The organism is Bacillus infantis (assembly GCF_020171945.1).
GTDB classification, from domain to species: Bacteria; Bacillota; Bacilli; order Bacillales; family Cytobacillaceae; genus Bacillus_AB; species Bacillus_AB infantis_A.
The window spans coordinates 13,216-27,446 of record NZ_JAIVAP010000021.1; the positions used below are offsets into that span (position 1 = coordinate 13,216).

Annotated in this window: 14 protein-coding genes; all 14 read left to right on the forward strand. The window is 47.8% G+C overall.

What is annotated here, in order from left to right; translation table 11 throughout:
* The first annotated feature begins 66 nt into the window (after positions 1 to 66).
* The 14 genes from LCM00_RS20715 to LCM00_RS20780 all read left to right on the forward strand — a co-directional run bounded on the left by LCM00_RS20715 (position 67) and on the right by LCM00_RS20780 (position 14,228).
* Positions 67 to 3,264, forward strand: a complete 3,198-nt coding sequence (locus LCM00_RS20715) for a DEAD/DEAH box helicase (protein WP_224905604.1) — start codon at positions 67 to 69, stop codon at positions 3,262 to 3,264.
* A gap of 34 nt (positions 3,265 to 3,298) precedes the next feature.
* On the forward strand, positions 3,299 to 3,973 hold the full coding sequence (locus tag LCM00_RS20720; protein WP_224905607.1) for a YdeI/OmpD-associated family protein: 675 nt from the start codon (positions 3,299 to 3,301) through the stop codon (positions 3,971 to 3,973).
* Between the two features lie 210 nt (positions 3,974 to 4,183).
* Positions 4,184 to 4,723, forward strand: coding sequence for a bifunctional transcriptional activator/DNA repair enzyme AdaA (locus tag LCM00_RS20725; protein WP_404802182.1), 540 nt, complete (start codon positions 4,184 to 4,186; stop codon positions 4,721 to 4,723).
* Positions 4,720 to 5,619, forward strand: coding sequence for a DNA-3-methyladenine glycosylase family protein (locus tag LCM00_RS20730; RefSeq protein ID WP_224905611.1), 900 nt, complete (start codon positions 4,720 to 4,722; stop codon positions 5,617 to 5,619). Before LCM00_RS20725 ends, LCM00_RS20730 begins: the two co-directional genes overlap by 4 nt.
* Positions 5,612 to 6,100: a methylated-DNA--[protein]-cysteine S-methyltransferase gene (locus tag LCM00_RS20735; protein ID WP_224905613.1), complete on the forward strand. Its 489-nt coding sequence runs from the start codon at positions 5,612 to 5,614 to the stop codon at positions 6,098 to 6,100. The genes LCM00_RS20730 and LCM00_RS20735 overlap by 8 nt, the downstream gene beginning before the upstream one ends.
* Positions 6,101 to 6,189: 89 nt before the next feature.
* Positions 6,190 to 6,528 carry a DnaJ family domain-containing protein gene (locus LCM00_RS20740; protein WP_224905615.1) on the forward strand — a complete coding sequence of 113 codons (339 nt, stop codon included), beginning with the start codon at positions 6,190 to 6,192 and terminating at the stop codon, positions 6,526 to 6,528.
* Between the two features lie 149 nt (positions 6,529 to 6,677).
* Positions 6,678 to 6,989, forward strand: a complete 312-nt coding sequence (locus LCM00_RS20745; protein ID WP_224905617.1) for a YrhK family protein — start codon at positions 6,678 to 6,680, stop codon at positions 6,987 to 6,989.
* Positions 6,990 to 7,289: 300 nt separating this feature from the next.
* Entirely contained in the window at positions 7,290 to 8,282 is a 993-nt protein-coding gene (locus tag LCM00_RS20750) for a LacI family DNA-binding transcriptional regulator (protein ID WP_224905619.1), read from the forward strand.
* Positions 8,283 to 8,307: 25 nt separating this feature from the next.
* Positions 8,308 to 9,498 carry a galactokinase gene (locus LCM00_RS20755; RefSeq protein ID WP_224905621.1) on the forward strand — a complete coding sequence of 397 codons (1,191 nt, stop codon included), beginning with the start codon at positions 8,308 to 8,310 and terminating at the stop codon, positions 9,496 to 9,498.
* On the forward strand, positions 9,495 to 10,484 hold the full coding sequence (gene galE / locus LCM00_RS20760) for a UDP-glucose 4-epimerase GalE (protein ID WP_224905630.1): 990 nt from the start codon (positions 9,495 to 9,497) through the stop codon (positions 10,482 to 10,484). Before LCM00_RS20755 ends, galE begins: the two co-directional genes overlap by 4 nt.
* A 12-nt stretch (positions 10,485 to 10,496) precedes the next feature.
* On the forward strand, positions 10,497 to 11,996 hold the full coding sequence (gene galT / locus LCM00_RS20765; RefSeq protein WP_224905632.1) for a UDP-glucose--hexose-1-phosphate uridylyltransferase: 1,500 nt from the start codon (positions 10,497 to 10,499) through the stop codon (positions 11,994 to 11,996).
* A 44-nt stretch (positions 11,997 to 12,040) separates the two neighbouring features.
* Positions 12,041 to 13,087: an aldose epimerase family protein gene (locus LCM00_RS20770; protein WP_224905634.1), complete on the forward strand. Its 1,047-nt coding sequence runs from the start codon at positions 12,041 to 12,043 to the stop codon at positions 13,085 to 13,087.
* A 310-nt stretch (positions 13,088 to 13,397) separates the two neighbouring features.
* The gene (locus LCM00_RS20775) at positions 13,398 to 13,667 is read left to right on the forward strand and encodes a hypothetical protein (protein WP_224905636.1); all 270 of its coding nucleotides are present in this window, start codon (positions 13,398 to 13,400) and stop codon (positions 13,665 to 13,667) included.
* A gap of 6 nt (positions 13,668 to 13,673) precedes the next feature.
* Positions 13,674 to 14,228 (forward strand): GNAT family N-acetyltransferase, encoded by a 555-nt coding sequence (locus LCM00_RS20780; RefSeq protein WP_224905638.1) that lies wholly within the window; start codon positions 13,674 to 13,676, stop codon positions 14,226 to 14,228.
* Positions 14,229 to 14,231: the final 3 nt, after the last annotated feature.

Below are 14,231 nucleotides of genomic sequence, written 5' to 3' on the forward strand. Positions count from 1 at the left end.
GAGAAATAGGGTTTTCCCTGTCTCTATGATAAAATTTCAATATCAATAATGGACGAGGGGATATAGTTGAACATTCAATTGGACAGCAAAAAAATAAAAGAATCGTGCGGGCTGGTTTCTTTTAGGAAAGGAGATTCTTTCTACCGCTCCAGGAAGGTAGTATTCAGCCGCTTTGAGCCGGATTACTGTGAGGCAGATGTGATGGCTGCCGAGGATTTCCATGTCAGCATCCAGGGGGACGGGAAAGGCGGCTATCATGCGGACTGCAGCTGTCCGAGGCTTGCTTCAGTCAAAACAGACTGCCAGCATATTGCGGCCGTCCTGCTGGCGATTCTTGATCATCAGAAAAATGGCACAGCCCCATTTATGGATGTGGAGGGAGAGGGGCATGAGTCGCTGGCAGAAGGGCTGCTGACAATTTTCGAAAAAGAGCCTTCCCGCTCAAGCGGGGAACAGCTGCACTTCGAGAACAGGCAGCCTGCAGAGGCCTGCTTTACATGCATGCCGATATCTCTTGCAGATGGAAGCACCATGCTGGGAATCGAAGCCAGCATAGCCCTGCACCCGGTCAGGGACATCAGGAAATTCCTTATGGATGTAAAAGAAAGAAGCCAGAGTATAGTTTCCCCCTTCTTTACATACGAACCTGCCGGGCATTATTTCCGGAAAGAGGATGATGCTGTTCTCCAGGAGCTGATGCGGATCATTGAGGATGAGCAGGCCCATAAAGAAGGGCAGACTTTAGACGGGGACCCGTCTATCCTATTAATCCCGCCTACCTCCTGGAGACGGCTCCTTTCCCTTCTCACAGCTGCCCCGAATGCTCAGCATAAAAATGAAGGGCATGTATACGAAGGCATCAGCTTGCCGGGCGACCCGCTGCCATTGACGTTCCGTTTTGAGCTGAACGAAAACAAAGGCGGCCGGCTTGTGGTGAAGGGCATGGACAAAATATTGATTCTGCAGGCATATCAGTCTGTCTTGTACCGGGGAATGATATATCAGCTTGAAAATGAGGACTGCAAGCGCCTCGCAGACCTGAAGGGGATGCTCGCTGCTTCAGGGACAGACCGGATTCCCATCCAAAAGGAGCAGGTCGGCTTTCTGCTGGAAAAGGTCGTACCAGGATTGAAAAAACTGGGAGAAGTGCATCTTCCGGGCGGTATGAAGACTCAGCTCATTCAATCTCCGCTGACAGCCAAGCTCTACTTGGACCGCCTGAAAAACAGGCTCCTGGCAAGCCTTGAATTTCAGTATGATCAAGTCGTCTTTAATCCGCTTGAGGAGAAGGAGTTCCATACAGATTTCCTTCTGATCAGGGATGAGGAAAAAGAAAGAGCTATCCTCGAAGTGATGGAGGAAAGCAGCTTTGCCAGAACCGACAGCGGCTATTATCTCCAGAATGAAGAGCTGGAATATGAATTCCTGTACCGGCAGCTTCCAAAGCTTCAGACGATGGTCAAGGTCTATGCGACAACCGCGATCAGGAACCGCATCTTCAGGGAAAGCCTCCATCCGCGCATTTCCGTTAAAGTGAAAAAAGAACGGACCAATTGGCTGGAATTCAAATTTGCCATGGATGGAATCCCCGAGCATGAAATCCGCGGCCTTTTGGCTTCTCTTGAGGAAAAAAGGAAATATTACAGGCTGCGGGATGGGGCGCTGCTTTCTCTTGAGTCCAGGGAATTTGATGAGATCAGGCGGTTTTTGAATGAGGTTCCTGCCCAGGATGAGAATCTGGAAGAGGGACTGAACATGCCTATTGTCCCGGCGCTCCGCCTTATGGGATCGCTGGAGGAAGGGGAAGTATTCAGCTTTGAAGATTCTTTCCGGAGCTTTCTCGAGGAGGTCCGGACCCCTGGCAGCCGCCAATTTGCCGTACCTGAAAGCCTGGAGCCTGTGCTGCGTGACTACCAGAAGCAAGGGTATCAGTGGCTGAAAACGCTGGCGGGCTATGGTTTCGGCGGAATCCTTGCAGATGATATGGGTCTGGGAAAGACGCTCCAGGCTATCGCCTATATCCTGTCCGAGCTTCCGGCAATCAGGAGGACCCGGCAGCCTGCCCTGATCGTATGCCCATCCTCCCTGACCTATAACTGGCAGAGTGAATTTGAAAGATTCGCACCGAAGATCAAGAGCATAGTGATGGACGGAAGCAAAGCTGAAAGGGAGAAGATGCTGGCAGAAGCAGGAGAGCTGGATGTCCTGATTGTGTCATATCCGCTGCTCCGCAAGGACATCAGCAGCTATGAGAAACAGCATTTCAGCACAGTCTTTTTCGACGAGGCACAGGCGTTTAAAAATCCTGTCACCCAAACGGCAAGGACGGTTAAAAAGATCCAGGCAGGAAACCGGTTCGCGCTTACAGGGACACCGATTGAAAACTCTTTGGAGGAGCTATGGTCGATTTTTCATGTGATCTTCCCGGAGCTATTCCAGGGACTCCGCGAGTTCAGCTTTCTGGGCAGAAAAACGATCAGCAGGAGGACCAGCCTTTTCCTCCTCAGGAGATTAAAGTCGGATGTGCTTTCAGAGCTCCCGGAAAAAACAGAATATCTTGAGTCGGCCGAGCTGCTGCCGGATCAGAAGAAGCTGTATGCTGCCTATCTGGCCAAGCTCCGCCATGACACACTCAAGCATCTGGACAAAGACACCCTCCGAAAAAACAAGATTCGGATCCTTGCCGGGCTCACCAGGCTGAGGCAGATCTGCTGCCATCCGGCTCTGTTCGTGGACGGCTATAAGGGAAGCTCTGCGAAATATGAGCAGCTGCTCCAGATCATTAAAGAATCACGTTTGTCCGGCAGGAGGGTGCTGATTTTTTCCCAATTTACGAAAATGCTCGATATGATCGGCAGGGAATTGGCCAGGCAGGGCATCGGCTTTTTCTACCTGGATGGACAGACTCCCTCAGAGGAGAGGGTCAAGCTGTGCGGGCGCTTTAACAGCGGTGAGCATGACTTTTTCCTGATTTCCCTGAAGGCGGGCGGGACCGGCCTGAATCTGACCGGCGCCGATACGGTCATCCTTTATGACCTCTGGTGGAATCCGGCAGTCGAGAACCAGGCTGCAGACCGGGCCTACAGAATGGGCCAAAGGCATAATGTACAGGTGATCAAGCTGCTGGCCCGCGGCACCATTGAGGAAAAGATGAACGAATTGCAGGATAAGAAGCGGAATCTCATTGAAGAGGTCATCGAGCCTGGCGGAAAAAGTCAGGGAATGCTAACAGAGGATGATATCCGGGAGATATTGAACGTCTGACAATTTTAAAAATAAGGACACAGGAGAAAAGCTTATGGCTAAAACAATCGCTGAAAAATTGAATCTATTAAAGTACAAAAAGGCAGCCGTTCTTCATATGCCTGAAGGAAAGAACTATTTACCTGAACTGGAGGGTTATAGTACCGGGCTTGCAGAAGGTACTTCCTATGACCTGGTTTTTGCATTTGTACTCGATATGCCTTCCCTGCAGGAAGCTGTTTCTGAAATCATAAATGGCCGTTATCTGGAGCCTGGCGGCTATTTGTACTTAGCTTATCCGAAAAAGGGCAATAAGGTGTACGACAGCTTCATCCATCGTGATGAACTGCTGGCGGGACTCGGAGCCGATGAGGATGGCTATCTTAACGGAAGCAGCATCAAATTCTCCCGGATGGCGGGGCTTGATGAGGTGTTTACGGTAGTGGGGCTTAAAGAAGATTCGGATGGTAAAAATAAAGCCTCTGCCAGGGCAAGCCAATGTGTCGATGATTATGTCGATCAGATTCCTGAAGTAGAGAAAGATCTGGACGGCCGGCCTGATCTGCTCTCATTCTACCAGTCCCTTACCCCTGGATACCGGAAGGACTGGGCCAGGTATGTCTACAGTGCCAAGCAGGAAGCAACAAGGGAAAAAAGGCGGGAAGAGATGAAAATGATCATGGAGGAGGGATATAAAAGCAGGGATTTGTACAGGAGAGACCGCTCGTAAGAATCTCCTGCTGTCTGTAGGCCTAAAAGCAGCAGGCGGGCATGAAATCTATTTCTCTATAAGCCTTCGCACACGGCTGATGATTTGCAAAGCATGGACCATAACAGCAAGATTGAAGACGAAACCGGGAGCCTTATCCTGTAAAATGGCAGTACAAAGCTGAAGACAGGAGGGGAAAGGTTGGAGAAAGTTTCTTTATCTTTTGAAGAAATGTGGGAGAAAATCCTTGCCTGTGACCGGAAGTATGACGGCCTCTTTTTTACAGCAGTGAAAACAACCAAAATCTACTGCAGGCCATCCTGCCGGTCAAGGAAGCCGAAAAAGATCAATGTAGAATTCTATTTTAGTAAAGCAGAGGCGGAGCAGAAAGGCTATCGGGCCTGCAAAAGGTGCCAGCCGGAAGTGGAGCATTCCCCTCAAACCGGTCTGGTCCGGAAGGTCTCTTCTTTCCTGCTTAATCATTATGGGGAAAAATTGACACTGCAGGATATTGCAGAGGATGCAGGGGTGAGTGCATTCTATTTGGAGCGGTTGTTCAAAGAGGAAACGTCTGAAACACCACGGGAATACCTGGAAAAGGTTCGGGTGGATAAAGCCGCCAATCTGCTGGTCCACTCCGGGCTGACGAATTTGGAGATATGCTTTGAAGCAGGCTTTCACAGCCCTTCAAGTTTTTATAAAAGCTTCCGGAGACTGAATGGCTGCACGCCAAGTGAATACCGGAAACGAAAGCAGGTGCCTCAGGAATGAGGTGGAAAGACGATCAATCTTCAATGCAGCTGGAGCTGCCTGCTCATTTTTCTTTCGGTGAAGCCCTCGTCTTCCTGGGCAGATCAAGCCAGGAGATCCTTCATTATGTTGAAGACTCTGCGGTTTATAAAGGGATTGTCTTTGATGGGGAAGTGATCCTTCTGAAGATAAGCTCTACAGAAACCCATCTTCATGCCAGCTTTCTGCTTGGGGCTCCATATGATAATGGAAGAAAGAAGGCAGCAGCCTTTATTGAAGAGTGGCTTGATTTAAAGCGTGATACAGGTGGATTTATAAGGATGGCCGCCAGGGACCCGCTCCTGAAGGGTCTGGCAGAACGGTATGCCGGGCTGCGGATCATAGGAATCCCTGATTTATTTGAAGCGCTTGTCTGGGCGGTAATCGGCCAGCAGATCAATCTCACCTTCGCCTATAAACTGAAAAAGGCTTTCACCGAAAAGTATGGGACTTGCTTTCGTTATGAGGGCCGGTGCTTTTGGTTATTTCCTGAACCAGAAAAGATTGCTGCCCTTGAACCGGATGAGCTGAAGCAGCTGCAGTTTACAGGGCGGAAAGCAGAATACATTATTGGAATTGCAAAGCTGATGGCAGAAAAAAGGCTCAAAAAGGATGATCTGTTAGGCCAGCCGGGAGCAAGGGATGTATTGATGTCTCTTAAAGGAGTCGGGGCATGGACCGCAGATTATGTAAGGATGAAATGCCTGCTCGACCCTTCCGCTTTCCCGATAGGGGACGCGGGGCTTCAGAACGCCTTAAAGCAGCAGATGGGCTTAGACAGAAAGCCATCCATCCAAGAAATTGAAAAAGCCGCTAGCAGGTGGGATGGCTGGCAGGCTTATGCAGTCTTTTATTTATGGAGGTCTTTATATGAATAAACGATACCGGGCCGATTACGAATCACCGATCGGCACCATTGAAATTGCCGGCAATGACCAGGCCGTTTTATCAATATTATTTACAGATCGTGAAAAAGCAGAATACCAGCTGGAAAAAGAGCATCCTGAAGCCATTAAAGAATGCTGGCAGCAGCTGGACGAATATTTCAAAGGGGAACGCAGGGAATTCACTTTTCCATATATGCTGGAGGGGACTGATTTTCAGCAGCGTGTCTGGAATGCTTTAACTTCCATTCCTTATGCCAGCACAGGCACTTACAAGGATATTGCTTCTCTGATTGAAAACGAAAAGGCGGTCAGGGCAGTAGGGACAGCAAACGGAAGAAATAAGCTGAGCATTGTGCTTCCCTGCCACCGGATCATTGGCACAAATGGGACGATGACCGGATATGCCGGGGGGATTTGGAGAAAAGAGTGGCTTTTGGAGCATGAGCGGAAGCATTTCAGCATGAAGAGCTGAGAAAAAGCTGTCAGGCAGCCTTTCCTCTTATGTTAATATTTTGAAAATAATGATAATATATAGGGAAACGCTATGATGGGAGGCCTTCCATGGACAGGAAATATAACGATCTAATCGGGGATATTCTTGAAAATGCAGGGGAAAAAGATAATTTCATCGGAAAGGGCAAGCCGCTGCCTAAAGAGTATTTTGAGCAGGATACTTACCAGCATTTTCAGAAAATCGCCAAGGATGCCGGCTATTTGCCGCCTTGGCTCAAGCTCCAGAAAGAAATCTCCGAAATGGTCCATTCATGCAATTCAGAGCAGGACGCTGCTGCTATCAACGAAAAGATCAGAAAGTACAATATGGCATGCCCACCGCCGATGCAGAAAAACATCATCCGTTTCAACGACCTGGAACAGGCAAAGAGAATATGGCAGGTATAGGGGACTTTAACAGCTGCTTGCGGGCGGCTTTTTATTTTGTATAAAGAGAGGATTTATGCCAGGCTATCACTCCTGCGACTTTGTTTTCCAGTAAATAACACGAATCCTTGCAGTGAAAAAGGGAAAAACCCAATGGGAGGGTGATTGCATTGCAGATTGAAAAAAAGGTGTACGATAATGACGAGGACGTGTATATCCAGGTAGGAAAATACAAGATGATTGTGGAGAAGAGGTATAATGTCCTCTCCTGGCTGAATGATTTCTTTCTTGGCGTTTTGTATTTCATTGGAAGCATCCTGTATCTGACAGATGTGGATCAAAGAATAGCTATTTCATTTTTCCTCGCTGGCAGTGTCCTGATGATTGCCAGGGCGGTTTTAAATATATTGAAGGACTTGCATATCAGGAGTATTAAGCCGGGGAGCGGGAGAGGCAGATGGAAGGAACAGGAAAACAAATAGGGGCTGGAGATCGGGAGAAGGGAATGCTGTCTCTCGATTTTTATTTTATTTGGCAAATTCCTATTCTAAACTTTCTTCTGAGCTGTCCGGTGAAGTCACTTTTAACCCGTATGAAGTTAAGATAGCAGAAAGAACCAGATAAAAGGAAAGGGGTGATCCTGATGAGGTCACTCCTTTTTAATAAATGGGGAACTGCAAATTAAAACTTTGTAAATATTTTAGTAAAAACATTGATTTATTTACTAAAAGTAATAAAATAAATGTAAGCGATTTATTCATTTGTACGGAAGGAGGCTGAGTATGGCGACAATCAAGAAAATAGCAGAAAAAGCAGGGGTATCGATTGCCACTGTTTCCAGGGTGCTCAACTATGATGCTTCCCTGTCAGTGACAGATGATACCCGCAAGAAGATTTTTGAAGCCGCAGAAGAGCTTGATTACAAGAAAAAGCCTGCCAAAAAAGATGCTGCGTTAAAAATTGCAGTCGTTCACTGGTATACAGAGAAAGAAGAACTGGAAGATCTGTATTATATGTCGATTCGCTATGGCATCGAGCAGCGCTGCCAGCAGCTGGGCATCCAGTATGCCAACTATTTTTATGATGACTTGGAAAAAGCCAAGGGGGGTGAAAGCCTTCAGGGCATCATAGCTGTCGGGAAGTTCAGCAAGGAGCAGGCAGATGCTTTGGGGGAAATAACGGACGCTGTTATTTTTGCAGACTACAGCCCGGATGAGGACCGGTATGACTCTGTTGTCGTAGATTTTGAAAAAGCGGCAGTGAAAATACTTGATTATTTAACAGGTAAAGGCCATCAAACCATTGGCTATATCGGCGGACAAGAGGTCTATAAAGACGAATCGGGCGGAATTGAAGATGCGCGTGAAAGAGCCTACAGACATTATATGGAAAGCCGCGGGCTTCTGGATGAAAGAAATATCTATATCGGAAGCTTTACGGTGGACAGCGGCTATAAGCTGATGAACAAGATGATAGAGGATAAAGGGGAGAGTCTCCCGACTGCCGTATTTGCAGGCAATGACCTTATTGCCATCGGCTGCCTGAGAGCCCTTCATGAAGCCGGCATCCAGGTTCCAGAGCGGGTGAATGTGATCGGAATCAATGATATCAGTGTATCAAAATATATATTCCCATCACTGACAACCTTGAAGGTGCATACAGAACTGATGGGTGAGACAGCTGTCGATTTATTGCTGGAAAGAAACCAGGGCAGGAAGATCGCGAAGAAGGTGTTCCTTGCAACAGAACTGATTGCCCGCAGCAGCAGTTTTTAACTTTGTGAAATAAGGAGACAACGATATGGAACAACACACATTAATAGATGACTTTAAAACGATCTATCCAGACTCTATGAATGGAGAGGCAAGGCTGTTTTTCTCCCCAGGGCGCATCAACCTTATCGGGGAGCATACAGACTATAATGGCGGCCATGTCTTTCCTTGTGCCATTACCTTTGGGACTTACGGGGCTGCGAAAAAGCGGACTGACAGGCTGGTCAGAGTATATTCAAAGAATTTTCCGGAAGCAGGCGTTATCGAATTTTCCCTGGATGGGCTGGAATATAGGAAAGAGCATGGATGGGCGAACTTTCCAAAAGGCATGATTGCTTATATAGAGGAAGCTGGATGGGAGCTTCCATCCGGAATGGATATAATCGTGTACGGAAACATTCCGAATGGCGCCGGGCTTTCTTCATCTGCTTCACTGGAAATGCTGGTTGGAGTGATCGTTAATAAACTCTTCGAATTGGATATCGACAGGATCGACCTTGTGAAGCTCGGGAAAAAAGTCGAGAACGAATTCATTGGGGTTAACAGCGGCATCATGGATCAGTTTGCGATTGGCATGGGCCAGGCTGGAAGTGCCATCCTGCTTGACTGCAATACCTTGAAGTATGAATATGCCCCCATCAATCTGGAAGATTATCAGATTATGATCATGAATACCAACAAGCGCAGGGAGCTGGCAGATTCAAAATATAATGAACGGCGGAGCGAGTGTGAAGCAGCGCTTGTTAAGCTTCAGTCTAAGCTGTCCATCTCTTCGCTCGGGGAGTTATCAGAGGAAGAATTTGAACAGCATAAGCAGCTGATCGGGAATGAACTCCTGGAAAAAAGGGCGAAGCATGCGGTTTATGAAAATCAGCGGACGCTAAAGGCATTCAACGCTTTACAGGAAGGGCGCCTTGAAGACTTCGGAAAGCTGATGAATGAGTCGCATCAATCGCTTAAGGATGATTATGAAGTGACCGGAAAAGAGCTCGATGCATTAGTGGAAGCTGCCTGGCAGCAGGAAGGCACGCTTGGTGCCCGTATGACCGGTGCAGGGTTTGGCGGATGTGCAATCGCCATTGTGGAGAAAAGCAAAGCTGCTTCTTTTATTGAAGAGGTTGGCAAAAAATATATGGACAGAATCGGCTATGCTGCAGATTTCTACGCAGCAAGTGTCGGGGATGGAACCAGGGAAATCATTTTGGAGGTGCAGGGATGAGTATTTTAGTTCTTGGCGGTGCAGGATATATCGGTTCACATGCTGTTTATCAGCTGATCGGCCAGAAGTATGAAGCGGTAGTTGTCGACAGCCTGGAGACAGGCCACAGAGATGCGGTCCACCCGGATGCAAAGTTTTATCAGGGAGACATCCGCGACAAGGAATTTCTGCGCAGTGTGTTCAAAAAGGAAAGCATTGACGGCGTCCTCCATTTTGCGGCCAATTCACTTGTCGGCGAATCAATGGAAGACCCGCTGAAATACTTCAACAATAATGTGTACGGCACACAGGTGCTGCTCGAAGTGATGACTGAGTTCGATGTGAAGAATATTGTCTTCTCCTCGACCGCTGCCACTTATGGAGAACAGGAGACAATGCCGATTACGGAAGAAATGCCTGCCAATCCTACAAACGCTTACGGCGAAACCAAGCTGACGATGGAAAAAATCATGAAATGGTGTGAAGCGGCCCATGATTTGAAATACGTATCACTCCGCTATTTTAATGTGGCGGGTGCAAGGCCGACAGGAGAAATCGGCGAAGATCATCAGCCTGAAACCCATCTGATCCCGATCATTCTCCAGGTGGCCCTCGGCCAGCGGGAGCATATTTCAATCTTCGGCGATGATTATGACACAGAGGATGGAACCTGCATTCGGGACTATATTCATGTCGAGGATCTGATCGCCGCCCATCTGCTGGCCCTGCAATATCTGCAGAATGGCGGAAAAAGCGAGATTATCAATCTTGGAAGCGGGCAGGGCTTTTCTGTTAAGGAAATGATCGAAGCGGTCAGAGAGGTGACCGGGCATGAGATTCCGGCTAAAGTGGTTCCGAGAAGAAGCGGGGACCCAAGCACCCTCATCGCTTCCTCGCAGAAAGCAAAAACAGTGCTCGGATGGAATCCGCAGAGAACAAGCATCAAGCAGATCATTGAAGATGCGTGGAGCTGGCATCAGGCGCATCCGCACGGCTATAACGATTAAGGAGGGCTTGGAATGGATGTATATACGAGCATAGAGACGCTGGTCAGCAAGGCAGCTGCACTGGGCATGATTGAGCAGCGCGACAGAATATATGCACGAAATCAAATTATGTCTTTACTTGGGCTAGTCGAGTATCCCGAACATGCCGAAGCAGTGGAAAAGGCCATTCCTGATTTACTGGAAGACCTTGTCGGTTTTGCAGTTTCTGAAGGCAGGATAGCCGGCCTTGAAAGTGATAAAGATATTCTCTCAAGCAAAATTATGGATGTGCTTGTACCAAAGCCTTCTTCTGTGAATAAAGAGTTCTATGAGAAGTATGAGGACAGTCCTGCAGAGGCTACCAGGTATTTTTACGATCTCAGCCAGAACAGCAACTATATCCAGACCAAAAGCATTGCAAAGAATATCAATTATAAAATCGCCACCGATTATGGCGAGCTGGATATCACGATCAATCTGTCCAAGCCTGAGAAGGATCCGCAGCAGATAGCACGCGAACGGGAGATGAAAGTGGTCTCCTCCAATTATCCGAAGTGCCTGCTATGTGCAGAAAATGAAGGATATGCAGGGCGTCCGGGGCATCCGGCGCGCTCCAACCACCGGATCATCGACCTGGAGCTGTCTGATGAACCGTGGTTCCTGCAGTATTCCCCGTATGTATATTACAACGAGCACTGCATCGTCCTTTGCGGGGAGCACCGTGATATGAAAATCGACCGCAGCACTTTTGCGAGACTGCTCGAGTTTACAGGGAAGTTCCCGCATTATTTCGTTGGCTCCAATGCGGATCTGCCGATTGTCGGCGGATCCATACTCAGCCATGATCACTATCAGGGCGGCAGCTATGAGTTTGCTATGGCAGGTGCAGATGAAATAGGCTCGTTCCAGCTGAGCCGTTTCCCCGATATAAGCGCCAGTATGCTGAGATGGCCGCTGTCTGTTATCCGCCTGAAAGGCAAAAAACAGGAAGAGCTTGCAGATGCAGCAGAGATGATTCTTGAAGCATGGGTTCAATACAGTGATGCAGAAGCTGAAATTGAGGCATTTACAGGAGAGACGAGGCATAACACTATCACACCGATTGCAAGAATGCGGGATGGACTTTATGAATTGGATCTTGTCCTCAGGAACAACCGCATGAGCACTGAGCATCCGCTCGGCATTTTTCATCCGCATGCCGATGTCCATCATATCAAAAAGGAAAACATCGGCCTGATCGAAGTGATGGGGCTGGCCGTTCTGCCTGCGCGTCTGGAAAAGGAAATCAGTGAGATAGAAAAGTTCCTGCTGGATCAGCCTTCAGAGGTAAAGGATTACCACCTGCCATGGGCTGCTGAAATGAAAGAGAAGTATGCGGCTGAGTTAACCGGTGAAACAGCCGGATCTATTATACGTAAAGAAATCGGGTATAAGTTTGTAAGGGTCCTTGAAGATGCAGGCGTGTTCAAGCAGACTGAATCTGGCCTGGCGGCTTTCAGCCGGTTTGCTGGCTTTCTGGCAGAGCTTGATTGAGTGCAAATCCGGAACACATATTTAAAAGAATGGGAGTCTTGCAAATGAAGGCAGTTAAAGAGAAGTTTGCAGAGCTGGATGGACGGACAGTTTCCATCTTTACATTAGTAAATAGGCAGGGGATGGAGGTTTCCTGCCTCGATTATGGGTGCACTATCACAAAAATCCTTGTGCCGGACCGGGATGGGCAGATGGAAAATATAGTCCTGGGCTTTGATACTCTGGAAGAGTACCAGCAGCATTCCCCATACTTTGGAGCAGTCTGCGGGCGCCATGCCGGGAGGATTGCCGGCGGGGAATTTGAGCTGAATGGCAAAACCTATAAGCTGGCCAAAAATAACGGCGGAAATAATCTTCACGGCGGAGTAGAGGGGTTTGATAAAAAGCTCTGGGATGCAGAAATCTCCGAAGGGCCGGATTATGCAAGTGTCATTTTCAGGTATGTCAGCAAAGATGGCGAAGAAGGCTATCCAGGAAATCTTGAGATGAAGGTTACTTACACATTGAATGACCGGAACGAGCTGGAGATCAGCTATGAAGGGACCAGTGATGAAGATACGATTGTCAATGTAACGAATCATTCGTATTTTAATCTGAGCGGAGATCTGAAAAGGGATATCCTCGATCATGAACTGACGCTTAAAAGTGACCGGTTTGCGGAACTGAATGAAGCGCTCATCCCGACCGGCAAGCTCGTGCCTGTCAATGGAACGGTATTTGATTTTACAGAGGGCCGAAAACTCAAGGATGGGAACACTTCGGATAACCCGCAGAATATACGGGTCGGCAGCGGCTATGACCATCCATTCCTCCTCGCTGAAAACGAGAATGAAGAAATCAGCTTATATGACGCAGAAAGCGGCCGGCGCCTTGTAGTTGAAACCGATCAGCCTGCAGTTGTCCTTTATACAAGCAATACACTGGAGGGGCCATTCTCCATACGCGGTGTAACAGCAGCCAATCATTTGGGCGTTTGCCTGGAGACCCAGGGGCTGCCGGATGCAGTGCATCACCCGGAATTTCCATCCTGTATTTTGAAAGCAGGGGAAAGCTTCCGGTCAGTTACTGCTTTTAAGTTTTCACAAGAATAGTAGGGAGATAATAGGCTAAGCCTGTACAGTATATCTGTGCAGGCTTTTCTATTGGTACAGGAAGTAAAAGCATTCTTATAGAGATTTGTTCAGCATTGAGGGACGGGGATAACTGGTTACCTCAAGAAGTATTCTGAAAATCTTTCCAGTAGAATGCAACTTAATCGAATCTTCGTCGTAATATAGAGACAGACAGGTATCCCGCTGAAAGGATTTTCTATAAATCAAGGAAACAAATGCTCTTAAAGGTTCTCTAAAATGCAATCCTTTTTAAACCAGTGTTTTCTAATTTAGAAGGGAGTTATGACCAATGAAAAGGGTAAAGCTGTTCGCGGGTCTATTCTTAAGAGAACCGCTGTGGTTCAAGATTTTGATCACAGGATCTCTGCTTTTGTCGATTTTATTCAGCAGTTCTGTTTTCTCAGATGATTCAATCTTTCAAGGGGCTTCTAAAGCTGCGGCTGCCGTATTCTTTGTAGCCTGGGGGATAAAGCTGAAGGCTAGCCGGGGGGCTGCAGCCGCTATGTTTTTAGCATCTGCAGTATGCCTTGTTCTGGCAGCATCGGCAGTTTATCAATAGATGAGGATGAAAGAAATGCATATCAGAAGACCTGTTTACGGGGATACAGCGGAACTGAATGACTTTTTTAGAATGGTGATCACCGATACGTTTAACAAGGAAGGCATCGGAGGGCTTTTAGATGATATTGAGAAAGAGATTGAAGTAAAAAAAGAGTACCTGCTGGAGGATCTTTCAAGCCGGGGGGAGAATCGGTATTTTCTGCTTGCGCAGGTGGATGGAAAAGTGATCGGCACTGTTGAATTTGGACCCGCCAGCAATCTGATCCTGGAAGGCACTGGCTGGGAGTACAGCGGTTTATTTGAAGTGGGCACAGTTTTTGTCCACCCTGATTTTCAAGGCCGGGGATTCGGCAGCAGGCTGCTGGGCAGTCTGTCTTCTGTTTTTCAGGATAGAGGAATAAAGGAGTTCTGCCTCGACAGCGGGTACAAAAGAGCCCAGGAAATATGGAAGCGGAAGTTTGGACAGCCTGCGGTTGTAATGGAGAATTATTGGGGAGAGGGTTTCCATCATATGATTTGGCGGCCGCGGACGGATGAACTGCTGGGAAGCTTAATTTAAGAT